The sequence below is a fragment of the Actinomadura kijaniata NBRC 14229 genome, assembly GCF_001552175.1.
GTDB lineage: Bacteria > Actinomycetota > Actinomycetes > Streptosporangiales > Streptosporangiaceae > Spirillospora > Spirillospora kijaniata.
The window spans coordinates 55,647-71,839 of record NZ_BCQR01000030.1; the positions used below are offsets into that span (position 1 = coordinate 55,647).

General features: G+C 74.8%; 14 protein-coding genes and 1 riboswitch. Of the genes, 6 read left to right on the forward strand and 8 right to left on the reverse strand.

Annotated features, from left to right (window positions below; translation table 11 throughout):
* Positions 1 to 18: 18 nt before the first annotated feature.
* Positions 19 to 1,449: an MFS transporter gene (locus tag AKI01S_RS11160; protein ID WP_067814694.1), complete on the reverse strand. Its 1,431-nt coding sequence runs from the start codon at positions 1,447 to 1,449 to the stop codon at positions 19 to 21.
* Positions 1,450 to 1,461: 12 nt separating this feature from the next.
* Positions 1,462 to 2,031: an NADPH-dependent FMN reductase gene (locus AKI01S_RS11165; protein ID WP_067814697.1), complete on the reverse strand. Its 570-nt coding sequence runs from the start codon at positions 2,029 to 2,031 to the stop codon at positions 1,462 to 1,464.
* Between the two features lie 124 nt (positions 2,032 to 2,155).
* Here AKI01S_RS11165 and AKI01S_RS54220 point away from each other — a divergent pair, with 124 nt between their 5' ends.
* Positions 2,156 to 5,284, forward strand: a complete 3,129-nt coding sequence (locus tag AKI01S_RS54220; protein ID WP_067814699.1) for an AfsR/SARP family transcriptional regulator — start codon at positions 2,156 to 2,158, stop codon at positions 5,282 to 5,284.
* On the opposite strand, the gene AKI01S_RS11175 is transcribed toward AKI01S_RS54220, so the two are convergent.
* Positions 5,248 to 6,780 carry a CYTH and CHAD domain-containing protein gene (locus tag AKI01S_RS11175; protein ID WP_067814701.1) on the reverse strand — a complete coding sequence of 511 codons (1,533 nt, stop codon included), beginning with the start codon at positions 6,778 to 6,780 and terminating at the stop codon, positions 5,248 to 5,250. The genes AKI01S_RS54220 and AKI01S_RS11175 overlap by 37 nt on opposite strands.
* A gap of 190 nt (positions 6,781 to 6,970) precedes the next feature.
* On the opposite strand from AKI01S_RS11175, the gene AKI01S_RS11180 reads away from it, so the two are divergent.
* Together AKI01S_RS11180 and AKI01S_RS11185 are read left to right on the forward strand one after the other, a co-directional pair.
* Complete coding sequence (locus tag AKI01S_RS11180; protein WP_083999354.1) at positions 6,971 to 8,398, forward strand: alpha/beta fold hydrolase; 1,428 nt, start codon at positions 6,971 to 6,973, stop codon at positions 8,396 to 8,398.
* A gap of 76 nt (positions 8,399 to 8,474) precedes the next feature.
* Positions 8,475 to 9,662, forward strand: coding sequence for a serine hydrolase domain-containing protein (locus AKI01S_RS11185; protein ID WP_218009633.1), 1,188 nt, complete (start codon positions 8,475 to 8,477; stop codon positions 9,660 to 9,662).
* Positions 9,663 to 9,689: 27 nt separating this feature from the next.
* On the opposite strand, the gene AKI01S_RS11190 is transcribed toward AKI01S_RS11185, so the two are convergent.
* The gene (locus AKI01S_RS11190; protein WP_439951664.1) at positions 9,690 to 10,169 is read right to left on the reverse strand and encodes a GNAT family N-acetyltransferase; all 480 of its coding nucleotides are present in this window, start codon (positions 10,167 to 10,169) and stop codon (positions 9,690 to 9,692) included.
* A gap of 132 nt (positions 10,170 to 10,301) precedes the next feature.
* On the opposite strand from AKI01S_RS11190, the gene AKI01S_RS11195 reads away from it, so the two are divergent.
* Entirely contained in the window at positions 10,302 to 10,622 is a 321-nt protein-coding gene (locus tag AKI01S_RS11195) for a WhiB family transcriptional regulator (protein ID WP_067814707.1), read from the forward strand.
* Here the strand turns inward: AKI01S_RS11195 and AKI01S_RS11200 are convergent.
* Entirely contained in the window at positions 10,619 to 11,578 is a 960-nt protein-coding gene (locus tag AKI01S_RS11200) for an NADPH:quinone oxidoreductase family protein (RefSeq protein ID WP_067814709.1), read from the reverse strand. The two genes, AKI01S_RS11195 and AKI01S_RS11200, sit on opposite strands and share 4 nt — an antisense overlap.
* Positions 11,579 to 11,709: 131 nt before the next feature.
* Between AKI01S_RS11200 and AKI01S_RS11205 the strand changes: the two genes are divergently transcribed.
* Positions 11,710 to 12,315 (forward strand): rhomboid family intramembrane serine protease, encoded by a 606-nt coding sequence (locus tag AKI01S_RS11205; protein WP_067814711.1) that lies wholly within the window; start codon positions 11,710 to 11,712, stop codon positions 12,313 to 12,315.
* A 109-nt stretch (positions 12,316 to 12,424) separates the two neighbouring features.
* Positions 12,425 to 12,832, forward strand: a complete 408-nt coding sequence (locus tag AKI01S_RS11210) for a DoxX family protein (protein ID WP_067814713.1) — start codon at positions 12,425 to 12,427, stop codon at positions 12,830 to 12,832.
* Between the two features lie 38 nt (positions 12,833 to 12,870).
* Here AKI01S_RS11210 and AKI01S_RS11215 read toward each other — a convergent pair whose 3' ends face one another.
* From AKI01S_RS11215 to AKI01S_RS11225, 3 genes are read right to left on the reverse strand one after another with little or no spacing between them, the layout of a single operon-like run.
* Positions 12,871 to 13,629, reverse strand: a complete 759-nt coding sequence (locus AKI01S_RS11215) for an SDR family oxidoreductase (RefSeq protein ID WP_067814715.1) — start codon at positions 13,627 to 13,629, stop codon at positions 12,871 to 12,873.
* Between the two features lie 49 nt (positions 13,630 to 13,678).
* Positions 13,679 to 15,133, reverse strand: a complete 1,455-nt coding sequence (locus AKI01S_RS11220; RefSeq protein WP_067814717.1) for a hypothetical protein — start codon at positions 15,131 to 15,133, stop codon at positions 13,679 to 13,681.
* A gap of 44 nt (positions 15,134 to 15,177) precedes the next feature.
* Positions 15,178 to 15,963, reverse strand: coding sequence for a sporulation protein (locus AKI01S_RS11225; RefSeq protein WP_067814756.1), 786 nt, complete (start codon positions 15,961 to 15,963; stop codon positions 15,178 to 15,180).
* Between the two features lie 137 nt (positions 15,964 to 16,100).
* Positions 16,101 to 16,167: riboswitch (guanidine-III (ykkC-III) riboswitch) on the forward strand.
* The last annotated feature ends 26 nt before the right edge of the window (positions 16,168 to 16,193 follow it).

Genomic DNA, 16,193 nt, shown 5'->3' on the forward strand with positions numbered 1-16,193 from the left:
CCCGCCCGGACGGAGGGTTCAGGCGACGGGGACGGGCTCGCCGGCCGGCACGTCCGGTCCGTCGGCGGCGTCCGACCTCCCCGGCAGCACCCACGCGGCCAGCAGCCCCAGCAGGGTGACCGCGGCGGCGACGTAGACGGTGGTGCGCAGCCCGTCGGCGGTCGCGACCCGCAGCGCCTCGCCGGTCAGCCCGTCCGGCCCCGAGGTGGAGATCCCGACCAGGACCGCCAGGCCCGCGCCGGTGCCGACCTGGAGGGCGGTGTTGGCCATGCCGCCCGCCGTGCCCTGCTCGCGCCCGTCGACGCCGGTGCCCGCCGCGCCGAACATCGTCGGGTACACCGTGCCCATCCCCGCGCCGTAGACCGCGATCCCGGCGAGGACGGTCAGGTAGGAGCCGTCGGCGACCATCCCGAACGCCAGCAGCGCGCCGCCCACCGCGCCCAGCAGCAGCCCCGCGACCAGCGTGGCGCGCGGCCCGAACCGCACGATCAGCCGCTCGGCGACCGCGTTCGCGACTCCGATCACCAGGGACAGGCCGAGGAACCCCAGCCCGCTCACCAGGGCGCTGTAGCCCAGCACGTTCTGGAAGTAGAGGGTGAGGAAGTAGACGATGTTCTGCATGCTCGCGCCGAACACGAAGATCACGGCGAGGGCGGGGCCGAGGGTGCGGTGCCGCAGCAGCCGCAGCGGCATCAGCGGGCTCGCGCTGCGCGCCTCGACCGCCAGGAACACCCCCAGCAGCGCGACCGCGAGCAGCCCGGCGGCCAGCACCGGCGGCGACGTCCAGCCCGACTCCGGGCCCTGCGCGACCGCGAACACCAGCAGCGTCACGCCCAGCGTCCCGGTCAGCGCGCCCGGCAGGTCGAACCGCCCGCGTTCCCGCGGCCCGTCGGCGGCCAGCAGCCCGAACGCGGCCGCCGCGCCGACCAGGACCAGGGGGACGTTCACCAGGAACACCGCCGGCCAGCCGAACGCCGAGGTCAGCACCCCGCCGAGCAGCGCGCCCAGGCTGAGCCCGCTCGCCCCGGCCATGGCCCACACCGCCACGGCCCGCACCCGTTCCCTCCCCTCCGGGAACGAGGTGTTGACCAGCGACAGCGTGGCCGGGAACAGCACCGCGCCGCCGATCCCCTGCAACGCCCGCGCGGCGACCAGCGTCTCGGGGGAGGTGGCCAGCCCGCCCAGCAGGGACGCGCCGCCGAACAGCAGCATCCCGAGCACGAACATGCGCCGCCGTCCCAGCAGGTCCGCCGACCGGCCGCCGAGCAGCAGGAACCCGCCGAAGAAGATCGCGTAGGCGCTGATCACCCACTGGGTGGCGTGCCCGGACAGGCCCACGCTGCGGGCGATGTCCGGCAGCGCGACGTAGACGATCGTGAAGTCCAGCGAGGTGATGAGGCTGGAGAAGGCCAGCAGGGCGAGCCGCGGCCCGGTTCGTGGAGCGGTCATCGGTGTCTCTCCTCAGACGGTGTAGGGGCGGACGGCGCGGGCGTCGCGCAGCGCGCGCCCCCACCAGACGAGCTGGTCGAGCAGGCTCTTGGCGGCGGCCTCGGTACCGGCCCGGTCGACGGGCTCACCGGCGTCGTCGAACCGGTTCCAGCAGGTGTGGAAGCTGACGGTGTCGCGGACCGTGGTGGCGTGCAGCTCGGTGAAGACCTGCCGCAACTGCTCGACGGCGCGCAGGCCGCCGGAGACGCCGCCGTAGGACACGAACGCGACCGGCTTGGCCTTCCACTCGTCCACGAACCAGTCGATCGCGGTCTTCAGCGGAGCCGGATAGCCGCGGTTGTACTCGGGCGTGACCACGACGAACGCGTCGGCGGCCGCCAGCCGGGACGCGAGCGCCCGCACGGCCGCGTCGCCGGTGTCGTCCAGCACCTCCGGCAGCCCGGCCTCGGCCAGGTCGACGACGTCGACCCCCAGCCCCCCGTGCCGCCGCGCCACGCGCGTGAACCAGTCCGCCACCGTCGGCCCGAACCGCCCCTGCCGGGTGCTGCCGATGATGATCGCCACTCGGATGTCCGTGTCCACCGGACCTCCCCTCAGGTCGTCCTCCCTCTGTCGTCCACGACTCTGCCGGGGACCGCCTACGCGCCCCTTACGCGCGACTTTCACCAGCGCTTACGGCCCGGAGCCGCCCGTTATGGTCAGCGGTATGAGATTCGGGGTGCTGGGGCCGCTGGAGGTGCGGACGGACGCCGGGGAGCCGGTGCCGGTCCCCGGCGGGAAGATCCGGGCGCTGCTGGCCGACCTGCTCGTCCACGCCGGGCGGCCGGTGTCCGCCGACCGGCTGGTGGACGACCTGTGGGGCCCGGCGCCGCCCCGCGACCCCCTGGCCGCGCTCCAGGTGAAGGTCTCCCAGCTCCGCCGCGTCCTGGACGCCGAGCCCGGCGGCCGCGACCTGATCGCCTCCGGACCCGCCGGCTACCGCCTGGACGCCGCCGACGTGGACGCCGCCCGCTTCGAGGCGCTGGTCGCCGAGGCCCGGCGGGCGGCGGCGGCCGACCGGGCGGCGCTGCTCCGGGAGGCGCTGGAGCTGTGGCGGGGACCGGCACTGGCCGACCTCGCCGACGAGGGGTTCGCCCGCCCCGCCGCCCGGCGGCTGGAGGAGCAGCGCCTCACCGCGCTGGAGGAGCTCGCCGAGACCCGCCTGGAGCTGGGCGAGCACGCCGAGCTGGCCGAGGAGCTGGCCGACGCGATCGCCGCCCACCCCCTCCGGGAACGCCTCCGCGCCGCGCGGATGCGCGCCCTGTACCGCTCGGGCCGCCAGAGCGAGGCCCTGGCCGTCTTCACCGACCTGCGCACCCGGCTGCGCGAGGAGCTCGGCGTGGACCCCGGCCCCGAGATCGCCGAGCTGCACCGCTCGATCCTGCGCCACGACCCGGCGCTGGCCGCCGCGCCCGCGGCGTCCCGCACCAACCTGCCCGAGGCGATCACCGGGCTGGTCGGCCGCGACGAGGCGCTGACCGAGCTGCGCGGGCTCCTGGGCGCCCACCGCCTGGTCACCCTGACCGGTCCGGGCGGCGTCGGCAAGACCCGCCTGGCCGTGGAGGCCGCCCGCCGGGCCGCGCACCCCGGCGCGCATCCCGACGGCGTGTGGATGGTCGAGCTCGCCGCCGTGGAACGGGGCGCCGCCGCCGCGACGGTCGCCGACGCCGTGCAGGCCGTCCTGGACATCCGCGACGACGGGCGGTCGGGGACCTCACCCGCCGACCGGCTGGCCGCCGCCCTGCGCGACCGCCGCCTGCTGCTCCTGCTCGACAACTGCGAGCACCTGGTCGAGGCCGTCGCCGAGCTGGTCGAACGCCTCCTCCGCGCCGTCCCCGGCCTGCGCGTCCTCGCCACCAGCCAGGAGCCCCTCGGCGTGCCCGGCGAGACGGTCCACGCGGTGCCGCCGCTGGACGCGCCCCGCTCGCGCGCCGACAGCGGGCCGGACACGCTGCGCCGCTACAGCGCCGTCCGGCTGTTCGCCGAGCGCGCCGGCGCCGTCGCGCCGGGGTTCGCGCTGACCGGCGACAACGCCGCGGCCGTCGCGTCGATCTGCCGTCGCCTGGACGGCATCCCCCTGGCGCTGGAGCTGGCCGCCACCCGCGTGCGCGCCCTCGGCGTCCACGAGCTGGCCGCCCGCCTGGACGACCGGTTCCGCGTGCTGGCCACCGGGCACCGGGGCGCCCCGACCCGGCAGCGCACCCTCCGAGCGATGATCGACTGGAGCTGGGAGCTGCTCACCGGGGCCGAGCGCGCCGTGCTGCGCCGCCTGGCCGTGCACGCCGACGGCTGCGGGCTGGCGGCGGCCGAGGAGATCTGCGCGGGCGGCGAGGTGCGGCCCGGCGACGTCCTGGACCTGCTGGCCCACCTGGTCGACCGCTCGATGGTCGTGATGACCGAGGAGACGGTCGGCCCCCGCTACCGGCTGCTGGAGTCGGTGGGCCTGTACGGCCTGGACCGCCTGGCCGAGGCGGGCGAGGCCGACCGGACCCGCGACGCCCGCAACGAGTACTACGCCCGCCTCGCCGAGAGCGCCCGCCTGCACGGCCCCGACCAGCGCCACTGGCTGGCCGTCCTGGACCTCGAACACGCCAACCTGCGCGCCGCCGTCGAGGACGCGGCCCGCCGGGGCCGCGCGGACGTGGCGCTGCGGCTGGTGAACGCGCTGGGGTGGTACTGGTTCCTGCGCGGGCGCCTGGGCGAGGCGGGGCGGCTGTTCCGGCTCGCCCTGGCGGCGGACGGCGCCGGCCCCGTGCCGCGCGCCCGCGCGCACGCCTGGGGGACGGCGATCGCGCTGCGCGGACCCCACGACGCCGACCGGACGGCCTTCCTGAGGGCGGGGCTGGAGCCGTTCGACCACGTCGCCGACCCCGTCGGCAGGGCCCGCGCGGAGTGGCTGTTCGGCGAGATCCTGCTCGGCGGCGGCGACAACGAGGTGGGCGAGGACCTGACCCGGCGGGCCCTGGCGGTGTTCCGCGACACCGGCGACCGCTGGGGGACCGCCGCCGCCCTCGGCACCCTCGCCCACTACGCGCTGGTGCGCGGCGACCTCGCCGCGCTCGACCGCCACGGCCGGGAGAGCGCGGCGCTGTTCGCCGACCTCGGCGACCACTGGGGACGGCTCCGCGCCGCCAACCTCCTCGGCCGCCTCGCCGAGATCAACGGCGACTACGCCGCGGCCGCCCGCCGGCGCCACGACGGCCTGCGCATGGCCGAGGAGCTGGGGATGTGGACGCAGGTCTGCGACCTGGCCTCCGGGCTGGGCCGCCTCGCCCTGCTGACCGGCGACCTGGCCGGGGCGCGCCGCCTGCACGAGCGCGCCCGCGACCTGGCGCGCGCCCAGGGCAACCGGTCCGGCGAGATGTTCGCCGAGGTCGGCCTCGCCCTCGGCGCGCGGCGCGAGGGCCGCCTCGACGACGCCGAACGCCACCTGACCCTCGTCCTCGACTGGAACCGCGAGGTCGGCTACGCCCCCGGCACCGCGCACTCGCTGGCCGAACTCGGCTTCGTCGCCGAACAGCGCGGCGACGCCGCCACCGCCCGCGCCCGGTTCACCGAGAGCCTGGAGATCGCGCGCCGCACCGGGGACGCGCGCGCGGCGGCGTTCGCGCAGGAGGGGCTGGCCGGGGTGGCGGTGCTGGAGGGCGACCCGGCGGAGGCCGCCCGCCTGCTGGCCGCCGCCGAGGCGGCCCGCGCCTCGGTCGGCGCGCCGCTGCCGCCCGCCGAACGCGGCGACGTCGACCGGATCCGGGCCGCGATTCAGTCCGCGATCGAGGCCCAGACCGCCTCGAACTGACCGCGCGCGTGCCGCGCCTGGCACTGCTCGACCCCGTACAGGACGCCGAGCGTGAACGCCTCGTCCAGCGTGCGCGGCCGGGCGGCCGCCAGGTGCTCCATCGCGATGACGGCGTCCTGGTGCTCGCCGAGCACGGTCTGGATGCGCTTGGCGCGCTTTGCGTAGGCCTTGGCGTCGTCGCCGAGCACCGGCCGGGCGAGCTCGGCGACGTAGCGGACGCGCTTGGCGGCCTTGCGGACCTCGTGCCAGGCGGTCTCCGGATCCTCGGCCGTCGCGATGGCCTCGTGCGCCCCCTCCATCCGCCGCCACGCCTTCTCGACCAGCTTCGGAAACTCCTTGACCGCCTGGCGCCCGGCGGCCTTCCCGGCGAACGGCGGGTCGGAGACCAGGGCGTCCAGCGCGTCCAGCAGGGCGAAGTAGCGGGGCTCCTTGAGGGCGGCGTGCAGCCGCCGGTACGCGGCGCGTTCCCGCTTCGCGATGTCCTCCAGCCAGGCGGGGACGGTGTCGTCCTCCAGGCGCTCGGTGAACCGCATCCGCAGCACCTCAAGGTCGCGGACCTCGCCCAACCGGTCGGCCAGCCACTTCAGCTCGGCCTTCAGCGGGGCGACGCGCTCGGCGTCGAACAGCGACCTGGCGGTCTGCAGCGCGCTGCGCGTCCGCCGCGTCGCGACCCGCATCTTGTGCACGGCGTCGAACTCGGACAGCCGCACCTTCGGGTCGTACTCCAGCACCGCGTCCACCTGCGCGGCCAGGTAGGCGACCACGGCCTCGCCCGCCGTGGGCTCGCCCTCCAGCCCGGCCCGCGCGCTCGCGCGGACCTCCTTCGGCGTGGGGCGCGCGATGGCGTCGTTCAGCAGCCGGCCCAGCTTGGAGGAGCTCTCGGCGCGCTTCGCCCCGGCCTTGCGCAGCTTCTTCCCGGCGGCCTTCAGCAGCTCGGGCGGTCCGGCGCCGAGCTCGACCTCGATCTCCCGCCAGCGGTCGGGCTCGGCGCCGGCGCCGCCGGTCGTCTCGGCCGTCCCCTCCCCGAACGCGACGGCGGTGCCCGCGCCGTCCAGCAGGTTCGTGCCGGTCACCGCGTCGTCGGCGACCTCGGCCAGCAGGCGGCCCTCCCCGTCCAGCAGCCGCAGCACCCGCCGTTCGGTCTCCAGGGTGGCCACCAGCTCCAGCGGGGCGCCGCGCGTGTGGGCGGCGACCAGCGACGCCAGCCGCGCCGGGACCGTCCGGGACCGTCCCAGCGGGGCGCGCAGCTCGCTCTTGCTGTCGGGCCCGACGGGCATCTTCAGGTGCCAGCCGTCGTCCTCGCCGCCGCGCCGCCGCCGCAACGTGATCCCCTGCGCGGCCAGCCGCAGGTCGGGGGTGTCGAAGTAGCTGGCGTGCAACTGGTGGATCCGGGGCTCGTCCACGGCGGCGACCCCCGGCAGACCGCTCAGATCGGGGACCGCGAACCCGGCGGCCGCGTCGTACTTCTGCTCGATCTCCAGATGCCTGTCGGCCACGGTGCGCTCCTTGGTCTCGGACGGCGGCGGGCCCCCGTTCCGGTCAGCATTCCACGTCGAAGAACCCGTTGGGCAGGGGAAATGAGATCGCCCCAAAGAGGACCAACCGAACCGAAAGCCGCCTGTAACCTTCGTCACTCTCCGTTCGCCGAGGGTTGACCGCCGGACCCGCCGTGCCGTTAATGACGACATGTCCAATAGAGTGTGGCCGCTGGGGATGGTCGTCCGGGGCGACGGGGTGGACCTCGCGGTCCACGAGAAGGGCGAGCCCGGCCACCCCACCGTGCTGCTGGTCCACGGCTACCCCGACACCCACGCCGTCTGGGACGGCGTCGCCGACCTGCTCGCCGACCGCCACCGCGTGGTCGTCTACGACGTGCGCGGGGCCGGGGCCTCCACCCGGCCCGCCGGCACCGCCGCCTACCGGCTGGAGCACCTGGCGGCCGACCTGCGGGCCGTGGCGGACGCCGTCAGCCCGTCCGCGCCCGTCCACCTGGTCGGCCACGACTGGGGCGCGATCCAGTCGTGGGAGGCGGTGTGCACGACGCCCGGCCGCTTCGCCACGTTCACCTCGATCTCCGGGCCGTGCCTGGACCACGTCGCCCACTGGACGCGGCGCGGCGCGCGGCACCCCGGCGCGCTCCTGCGGCAGGGCCTGCGCTCCTGGTACGCCGGGTTCTTCCAGACCCCGCTGCTGCCCGAGCTGAGCTGGCGCACCGGCGCGGCGGCCCGGCTGCTCGCCCGTGCCGAGGGACTGCCGGGCGGCGGCCACTTCGGCCCGACGCTCCGCGCGGACGCCGCCGCCGGGGTCGCCCTCTACCGCGCCAACATGCCCGACCGGCTGCTGCGGCCGCGCGACCGCCGCACCGACGTCCCCGTGCAACTGGTGGTGCCGGACCGCGACCGGTTCGTCACCCCGCCCATGGCCGGGTCGGCGGAGGCGTTCGCCCCCCGCCTGTGGACGCGCCGCGTCCCCGCCGGGCACTGGGCCCCGGTCACGCACCCGGAGCTGATCGCCCGCCTGGTCGCCGAGCACGTCGCGGGCGGGCCGCGTCCCAGGGCGGCGGGCGAGTTCGACGGGAGGCTCGCGGTCGTGACGGGCGCGGGCGCGGGCCTCGGCCGCGCGGCGGCCCTGGCGTTCGCCGAGCGCGGCGCCCGCGTCATCGCCGCCGACCCGGACCTGGACGCCGCCGCCCGCACCGCCGAACTCGCCACGCTGCTCGGCCCGCGCGCCCACGCCTACCCGGTGGACGTGGCCGACGCCGGGCGGATGGAGGGGTTCGCCGCCGCCGTGCGGGCCGACCACGGGACGCCCGACCTCGTCGTGGACGGCGCGGGCGTCCTCGGGGCCCGGCTGTTCGGCGCGCAGATGGCCGAACGCGGCTTCGGCCACGTCGTCGCCGTCGCCCCGGCGGCCGTGGCCGCGCCGCTGCGCGCCGAGCTGTCCGGCTCCGGCGTCGGCGTCACGCTGGTCCGCCCCGGCGCCGTGGAGGCCGCGGCCCCGGACCGGACCGAGAGGGTCGCCGAACGGATCGTCGCCGCGGTCCGCACCGGACGCGCCACCGTTCCGGGCCCGCGCGCCGTCCGCCTGCCGGGGCGCGTGCGGACCCCGCGCTGACGGCCTCAGCCCCGTCACACCTTTCCCGTGCGGTCCGTCAGAGGAGTGCAGAGGTTCTCCGACGAAGGGCGGCACAGTGAACGGCATCCGGATCCGCGGCGAGGTGGCACCGGGCTTCGAGGGGATGAGGCACGCGTTCGCGGCCTGCCTGGCCGACGAGCCCGCCGACCCCGGCGCACAGCTCGCGGTCCACCTGGAGGGGCGCAGGGTGGTGGACCTGTGGACGGACGGTCCGGTGGTGGGGGACACGGTGGTGGGGGACACGGTGGTGGGGGACACGGTGACGGGTGACTCGCTGATGGGCGTCTACTCGTCGACGAAGGGGGCGGCCGTGCTGACGGTGGCGCTCCTGGTGCAGGAGGGCGTGCTCGACCTGGACCGCCGGGTGGCCGACCACTGGCCCGCGTTCGCCGCCGAGGGGAAACGGGACGTCACGATCCGCCAGGTCCTCTCCCACCAGGCGGGAGTGCCCGGCGTGGACGGCGGACTGACCCCCGCCGAACTGGCCGACGACGCCCTGGCCGCCGGGCGCGTGGCGGCCCAGCGCCCCTACTGGGAGCCGGGAACGGCCTACGGCTACCACTCCTTCACCTTCGGCGCGATCCTCAACGAGGTGGTCCGCGCGGCGACGGGTGAGACGCTCCAGCGGGTCTACGAGAGCCGCGTCCGCGCGCCCCGGGCTCTGGACGTGTACCTGGGACTCCCCGAACGCGAGGACGAGCGCGTCGTCGCCACCCTGCCGTGGCTGTCCACCCCCGCCCAGGAGGCGGCCCTGGCCGCGAACTGGCCGGGCGCGGACAGCGTCCCCGGCGTCTCCTACAACCTGAACGCGACCCCGCCCATGGACTACGTGGCCTACGCGAACTCCCGCGAGACCCGCGCCAACGGCCCGTCCTCCGGCGGCGCGGTCGCCAGCGCCCGGGGCCTGGCGTCCCTGTACTCGGCGGCGGTCTTCGGGCTGGACGGCGAACCGCCCCTGCTGGCCCCCACCACCCTCGCCGAGTTCACCCGCCTCCACACGCCGGGCGCCGACCTGGTGACGGGCGTCGAGGACCGGTTCGCGCTGGGTTTCGAGCACAAGCGGTCCCAGTACCCGTTCCTGGGCGAGCGGGCCTTCGGCCACTGCGGGATGGGGGGTTCGGAGGCGTTCGCGGATCCCGCCACCGGCGTGGTGTACGCCTACACGCGCCGCCGCATGCCGTTCGGGTTCACGGCCACCGAGAACAGGTGCCTGACGGCGGCGGTCCTGCGCTGCCTCTCCTGAGGGGCCTCGTCCGGGGCCCGGCGCGGGTCAGTCGTCGGTCTTGAGGTGGTACTTCATCCCCATGTGGCTGGGGCGGAAGCCGATCTTCTGGTAGAAGCGGATCGACTCCGGGCGCTGGCGGTCGGTGGTGAGCTGGACGACGCGGCAGCCCCGCGCGCGGGCCTGCTCGATGGCCCACTCGATCATCAGCTGGCCGATGCCCCGGCCGCGGTGCTCGGCGGCGACGCGGACGCCCTCGATCTGGGCGCGCTCGCCGCCGGTGTAGGTCAGGCCGGGGATGTAGGTGAGCTGGAAGGTGCCGGCGATCTCGCCGTCGAGCTCGGCGACGACGACCGTGTTGCGGGGATCGCTCTCGATGGCCGCGAACGCGACGAAGTACGCCTCCGGGATGACCTCGCCGGGGGTCTCGCGGGTCGCGCCGAGGGGATCGTCGGCCAGGAGCCGGACGATTTCGGGCAGGTCGTCCCGGGTCGCCTCGCGGAAGGTCAAGCTGTGATCACGCCGCACGTCAGACAGGCTATCCGGACGCTTCGGGGCATTGCTCACCATGACTTGTAGTACTACGTCTTGTAGTACTACGTTGGGTGGGAAAAGGAACCCACCCCGACCTCGCGGCGACGGCGCCGCAAGGAGCCCACGATGTCGAAGCCTGAGAACGAAGAGCACTGGAGCGACCGCGCCATCTGCCGCGGCGCGGATCCCGAGATCTTCTTCCCGATCGGGTACGGGGCGCCGGTCCTCCAGGCGCAGATCCAGGCCGCCAAGGCGATCTGCCGCAACTGCCCGGTCGTCGCCGACTGCCTGTCCTGGGCGCTGCGGGTCGGGGAGCCCGACGGGGTCTGGGGCGGCACCACTCCGGAGGAGCGGCGCTACCTGCGCCGTACGTCCGACGCCCCCGCCCGGCGACGGCTGCCGACCATCGTCGTGCGCGGGGACGTCGAGGAGCGTACCGCCGCCTAGGGGACGAGGGCGACCTTTCCCACGATCCGGCGGTTCAACAGGTCGTCCAGGACCCCGGCCGCGCCGTCCAGCGGTTCCGTGCGCGGCGCGACCGGGGTCAGCTCCCCGGACGCCACCAGTGTGAGGAGTTCCTCGAGAAGGGCCCGCTGGCCGGCGGGGTTCCGCAGCGACCACGCGCCCCAGTCCACGCCCACGACCGCGCGGTTGCGCAGCAGCACCTGGTTGAGGGGCAGCGCCGGGATCTCCCCCGACGCGAAGCCGATCACCGCGTACCGGCCCCCCTCGCGCAGGGCGCGCAGGGCCGGCTCGGCCGACGCCCCGCCCACCGGGTCGTACACCACGTCCACGCCGCCGTCCGAGAGCTCCCGGGCGGCGGTCTTCACGTCCCCGGCCGTGTCGATCGTCGCGTCCGCGCCGGCCGCGCGGGCGGCCGCGCGCTTGTCCGGCGTGGAGGCCGCCGCGAGGACGCGGGCGCCCAGGGCCTTCGCGACCTGGACCGCCGCCAGGCCCACGCCGCCGCCCGCGCCCAGCACCAGGACCGTCTCCCCGGACGCCAGCCCCGCCCGCTCCCGCAGCGCGAACAGCGCGGTGCAGTGGCTCTGCGTGAACGTCGCCGCCCGCGCCGCGTCCAGCGCGGAGGGGAGCGGGACGGCCGCCGCCGCGGGCACCGCCACGTGCGTCGCGAAGCCGCCCAGGCCGCACGTCGCCAGCACGCGGGCCCCGACCGCGGGCGCGGCCACGTCCGGCCCGGCCGCCACGACCGTCCCGGCCACCTCGCTCCCCGGCACGAACGGCAGCGGCGGCTTGATCTGGTACCTCCCCCGGACGAACAGGCCGTCCACGTAGTTCACCCCCGCCGCCTCGACGGCGATCACGACCTGGCCCGGACCGGCGGACGGCTCGGCGGACTCACGGACGACGACGGACCCGAGTTCCTCACACACCACTGCGCGCATCCGCCCAATATGGCGGAAACCGAATCCCGTTCGCTATGGCCCGGAACGGGAACCGAATACGCTCGTGGAAGCGTTTCCCCCATGACGGCCCCCGAGGGCAAGGTCACCCGACGCGAGGAACGGCGGCGCCCATGAGCTACTCCCCGGTCCCCGAACGACAGCGGCACTCCGACGGCCTGCTCACCCACGGCGCGCGCGCCCTGACCGGCGCGCTGCTGGTGACGGCGGTGACGGCCGTGATGTGGGTGCTGGAGTTCGTCGACGTCGCCACGGGGGGCTCCCTCGACCGGTTCGGCATCCAGCCCCACGACGTGGACGACCTGCCCGACATCCTCACCGCGCCATTCCTGCACGTCGGGTTCGGGCACCTGATGAGCAACACGGTGCCGTTCCTGATCCTGGGCTTCCTGGCGGCGGCGCGCGGCGTCGGCAAGTTCCTGGCGGCGAGCCTGTTCGTCATCGTGGTCGGCGGCCTGGGCGTCTGGTTCACCAGCCCGGTCAACACCCTCGGCGCGTCCATCCTCGTCTTCGGGTTCTTCGGCTACCTGGTGGGACGCGGCGTGTTCGAACGCCACCTGCTCGACATCCTCATCGCCGTCGCGGTCGTCGTCCTCTACGGCACCACGATGCTGTTCGGGCTGCTGCCCAGCGACCCGTCGATCTCCTGGCAGGGCCACCTGTTCGGGCTGCTCGGCGGTCTGCTGGCCTCCTGGGTGCTGCGCCGCCGCGCCCGCTGACCGGCCGTTCCCACCGGCCGTTCCCACCGGCCGGTCCGCGTCACACCGGTGACTTCCGGCGCTTCGGGTGGTCTCCTGGGGTGAACGCCGTCGCCCCGAGGAGCGAGCCATGTCCCACCCGTCCACCACGCGGCGCCGGGGCCGTGCCGCCACCGTCGTCGCCTGGATCCTCCAGGTCCTGCTGGCCCTGGAGTTCCTGGCCGCGGGCCTGGGCAAACTGCTCGGCTCCCGGGCGAACGTCGACATGTTCGCCGAGATCGGCGCGGGCCAGTGGCTGCGCTACCTGGTCGGCGTGCTGGAGGTCGCCGGAGCCGTCGGGGTGGTGCTGCCGCCGCTGGCCGCGCTCGCGGCGGCGTGCCTGGCCGCGCTGATGGTCGGCGCGATCATCACCGACCTCGCCGTGATCGAGGAGTCCCCGGTGATCCCGGCCGTCGCCCTGGCGATGGCCGTCGCGGTCGCGGTGCTGCGGCGCGACGACTTCCCGGCGCTGCGCGACCGGCTGCGCCGTTCGGGCTGACCGCCCCCACTGAGCGGGCCGGGGCCTCCCCGGCCCGCTCAGTGCGGACGCACGGTGATGTCGGCGACCACCGCGTCGCGCGGCGTCTCCAACGCCCCCACCAGCACCTTCGCTACCGTCGCCGGATCGACGAAGTCGCCGGGCTCGTACGGCCGGCCCTCCTGCGAGCGCACCTTGCGCTGCATCTCGGTCGCGGTCCGCCCCGGATAGACCGTGGTGACGCGGATCTCCGGCTCCTCGGCCCGCAGCGCGTCCGCCAGCGCCCGCAGGCCGAACTTGCTGGCCGCGTACGCCGACCAGTCCGGGTTCGCGCGCAGCCCGGCCGTGGAGTTCACGAACACCACGTGCCCCCGCGCGGTCCGCAGCGCCGGGAGCAGCAGCCGGGTCAGCTCGGCCGCCGACACCAGGTTCACGTTCAGGTGGTCGTTCCAGTCGTCGGTGTCGAGTTCGGCGACCGGCCCGAGGGTGACGACGCCCGCGCTGTGGACGACGCCGTCGAGCCGGTCCGGCAGGTCGGCCTCCGCCAGCGCCGTCTCCAGGCGGCGCGGCTGCGCCAGGTCCAGCGTCAGCGTCCGGATCGTCGCCTGCGCCGCGGTCGCCACCGGCCCCGGCGTGCCGTCCGGCGAGATCGAGAACGACTGCGTCTGCGCGTGCGCGCCGGTCAGCGACCGGCCCATCTCCTCCAGGCGCCCGGCGTCCCGCCCGGCCAGGATCAGGTCGTGCCCCCGGCCGCGCAGCAGCCTCGCGACCGCCGCGCCGATGCCGCCGGTCGCCCCCGTGATCAGATACGTGCCCATGGCGCTCCATTCTGGTCCCGTTACCAGGATCGACGCTCGCTCGGGAACGTCAGTTCGGACGCAGTACCCGCGTCACCCCGGCGATCAACGCGGTCGCCAGGACCCAACCCGTCGCGATCAGCGCGTACGCCACCCACCGCGACCACCCCACCGGGTCGAACGCCTGCTGCTGCCCGAACGTGTCGATCGGGATCAGCAGGTCCAGCGTGTACGCGAACGCGTGGAACACCGGATGCTCGTCCCGCTTGATCGCCCGCGGCTCCCGGAGGGAGAACACCACCGTCCCGAACGCCACCAGCGCCCCGAACCACGCGAACGCCAGCCACGGCCGGTACCCGTAGCCGACCGTCCAGTCCAGCAGCAGGCTCCACGTCCGCCCGACCGGGTGCAGCCGCCGGCGCCGCGCCCGCAGCTTGGCGAGCTGCACCTTCCGCGCCAGGTCGTCGTGCCCGGTGGCGTGGTAGTTGGCGGCGAGCTGCTCGTACGGCTGGAGATGGAACTGCGGATCGCGGCTCACCCAGCTCAGCCGGTCCTTGAACGGGGCGTCGCCCAGCGTCTCGTAGCCGAGGCCGTTCAGGTAGAGCTCGTCAGGCCAGGTCTCCGGCCGGTCCCGGACCAGGGCGATCCGCGAGTACGACAGCGACACCCGTCCCTTGATCTTCTCGCGGGGCAGGAGCAGCAGCTCGTCGGCCTGGAGGTGGCTGGCGTGCAGGGCCATCCGCCGCGGGTCGGCCGAGTCCAGGGACGCCCCGTCGAACGAGAGGATGCCGTTGACCCGCGCGCTGCGCAGCCGGACCGTGCCGATCGCGGTGAAGCCGCGGCTGAACTCGGCCGTGTCCTCCACGATCATGTTCTGGGCCTGGAGCGCGATACGGCCCGGGTTGCGCAGGGTGGTGCCGTACATGAACAGCCCGCCGTTCAGCCGCGCACCGGTCAGCCGCATCCCCCCGACGATCTCGGAGTGCTCGACGAAACAGCCGACCTCGACGACCATGCTGCCGCTGTAGAACGCCCACCTGTCCGGGTCTTCCTCGATGAGCGTGACGGCGTTCATCCGCAGACCGCCCGAGATCTGGGCGCGGGTCAGCCGCACCTGCCCCTCGATCCGCGAGCCCGACAGGCTGAGGTAGCCGTCCACGCGCAGCCCGCCGCCGTCGAACCCCGGCATCCGGCAGTGCGACAGCCGTAGCTGCCGGGTCTGGCAGTTGGAGAAGTCGGGCTGCTCGACCAGGCGGCAGTGGGACAGCTTCAGCTCGTGCCCGACGTTCCCGCCGGCCAGGCTCAGCCGCCCCGTGACGTAGGCGCCCCTCAGCCGGACGGCCGGGACGCGGCCGGGCACGCTCTCCCCGGCCCCCAGCAGCAGCTTCGCGATGACTTCCGCGCGGACGATGCGCTCGGGCAGCGGCCCGGCGGGCGGGTCGTCGCCCAGCACGACCTCGGTGCCCGTCGGGAACGCCGCCCACAGGCGTCGTTCGGCGTCGTTGAGGCCGGGGGGTTGCGTCACGGAACCTCTTTCTACGCGCCCCCCGGCCGTTGATCAAGGGCGGTCTAGAACAGGCCCCGGCGGCGCCCGGCCTGCTGGAGGAAGCCGTCGAGCTGCTGCTCCCAGTTGGTGTTCTGGAAGGTCGCGTAGTCCACGGTGAACCGGCTGAACGCGTCGCGCCCCTCGGTGAACACCCCGCCGCGCTTGTCCAGCTCCAGCACGACCTCCATCGACTGCGGGTAGGACACGAACGTGACCTCCAGCTGGTTGATGGAGCGCGCGAGCTGCGCGGGCGGGTAGAACTCGATCTCCTGGTAGAACGGCAGCTCCTGGTGGACGCCCCAGATGCGGCCCTTCTCGCAGTCGGCGTTGCGGAACCGGAAGCCCAGGTTCTGGAAGGCGGTCAGGATCCGCTCCTGCGCGGGCAGCGGGTGCACGGCGATCGGGTCGAGGTCGGTGGCGTCGACGGCCTTGGCGACCTCCAGCTCGGTGGCGATGCCGACGGTGGTGCCGTGCAGCGCCTGCCCGTACAGGTGGGTCAGCGGCGCCTCCCACGGGATCGGGAATTGGAACGGGATGCTGTAGCGCGCCCCGTCGTCCAGCTTGAACCGCCCGCCGATCGGCAGCTTGGCGTACTCCAGGTCCTGCTTGTACTCGTTGTCGCCGGACTCGATCTCGACACGGGTCTTCAGCGCCAGGTTCACGCCGAGGATCTCGGAGTCGTGCGAGCCCCCGATGATGGTGACCTCGCCGGTGACGGTGTCGCCCGGCCGGGTGTTGGGGTTGTGCAGGATCGTCTCGACCTCGGGACCGCCGACACCGACGGCCTGGAGCAGCTTCTTGAAGACCACGTTCCCGTTTCCCTCCATGAGTGCCGGGCGGAGGCGCCGCCCTCGTCCCAGTAGACGCCTTCCGGAAGAATGAGGTTCCCCTGTCACCCGATTCGGTGCGGACCGGAACAGGTCAGGCGGGATCGGCGTTATGTCGGGGTGAGGCCGTCCCGCGGCCTCCCGGACGAGGAGCGCGCCGTACCCGGCAGGCGAAGACGACGCGTACGCATCTGTCGTCTCGTCACCGGAGT

What these genes read in the sequence shown, in the direction of transcription:
- AKI01S_RS11195 (WP_067814707.1), top strand. Translation starts at nt 10,302, where the DNA reads ATGTCGAAGCCTGAGAACGAAGAGCACTGGAGCGACCGCGCCATCTGC.
- AKI01S_RS11210 (WP_067814713.1), top strand. Translation starts at nt 12,425, where the DNA reads ATGTCCCACCCGTCCACCACGCGGCGCCGGGGCCGTGCCGCCACCGTC.
- AKI01S_RS11200 (WP_067814709.1), bottom strand. Translation starts at nt 11,578, where the DNA reads ATGCGCGCAGTGGTGTGTGAGGAACTCGGGTCCGTCGTCGTCCGTGAG.
- AKI01S_RS54220 (WP_067814699.1), top strand. Translation starts at nt 2,156, where the DNA reads ATGAGATTCGGGGTGCTGGGGCCGCTGGAGGTGCGGACGGACGCCGGG.
- AKI01S_RS11160 (WP_067814694.1), bottom strand. Translation starts at nt 1,449, where the DNA reads ATGACCGCTCCACGAACCGGGCCGCGGCTCGCCCTGCTGGCCTTCTCC.
- AKI01S_RS11180 (WP_083999354.1), top strand. Translation starts at nt 6,971, where the DNA reads ATGTCCAATAGAGTGTGGCCGCTGGGGATGGTCGTCCGGGGCGACGGG.
- AKI01S_RS11215 (WP_067814715.1), bottom strand. Translation starts at nt 13,629, where the DNA reads ATGGGCACGTATCTGATCACGGGGGCGACCGGCGGCATCGGCGCGGCG.
- AKI01S_RS11205 (WP_067814711.1), top strand. Translation starts at nt 11,710, where the DNA reads ATGAGCTACTCCCCGGTCCCCGAACGACAGCGGCACTCCGACGGCCTG.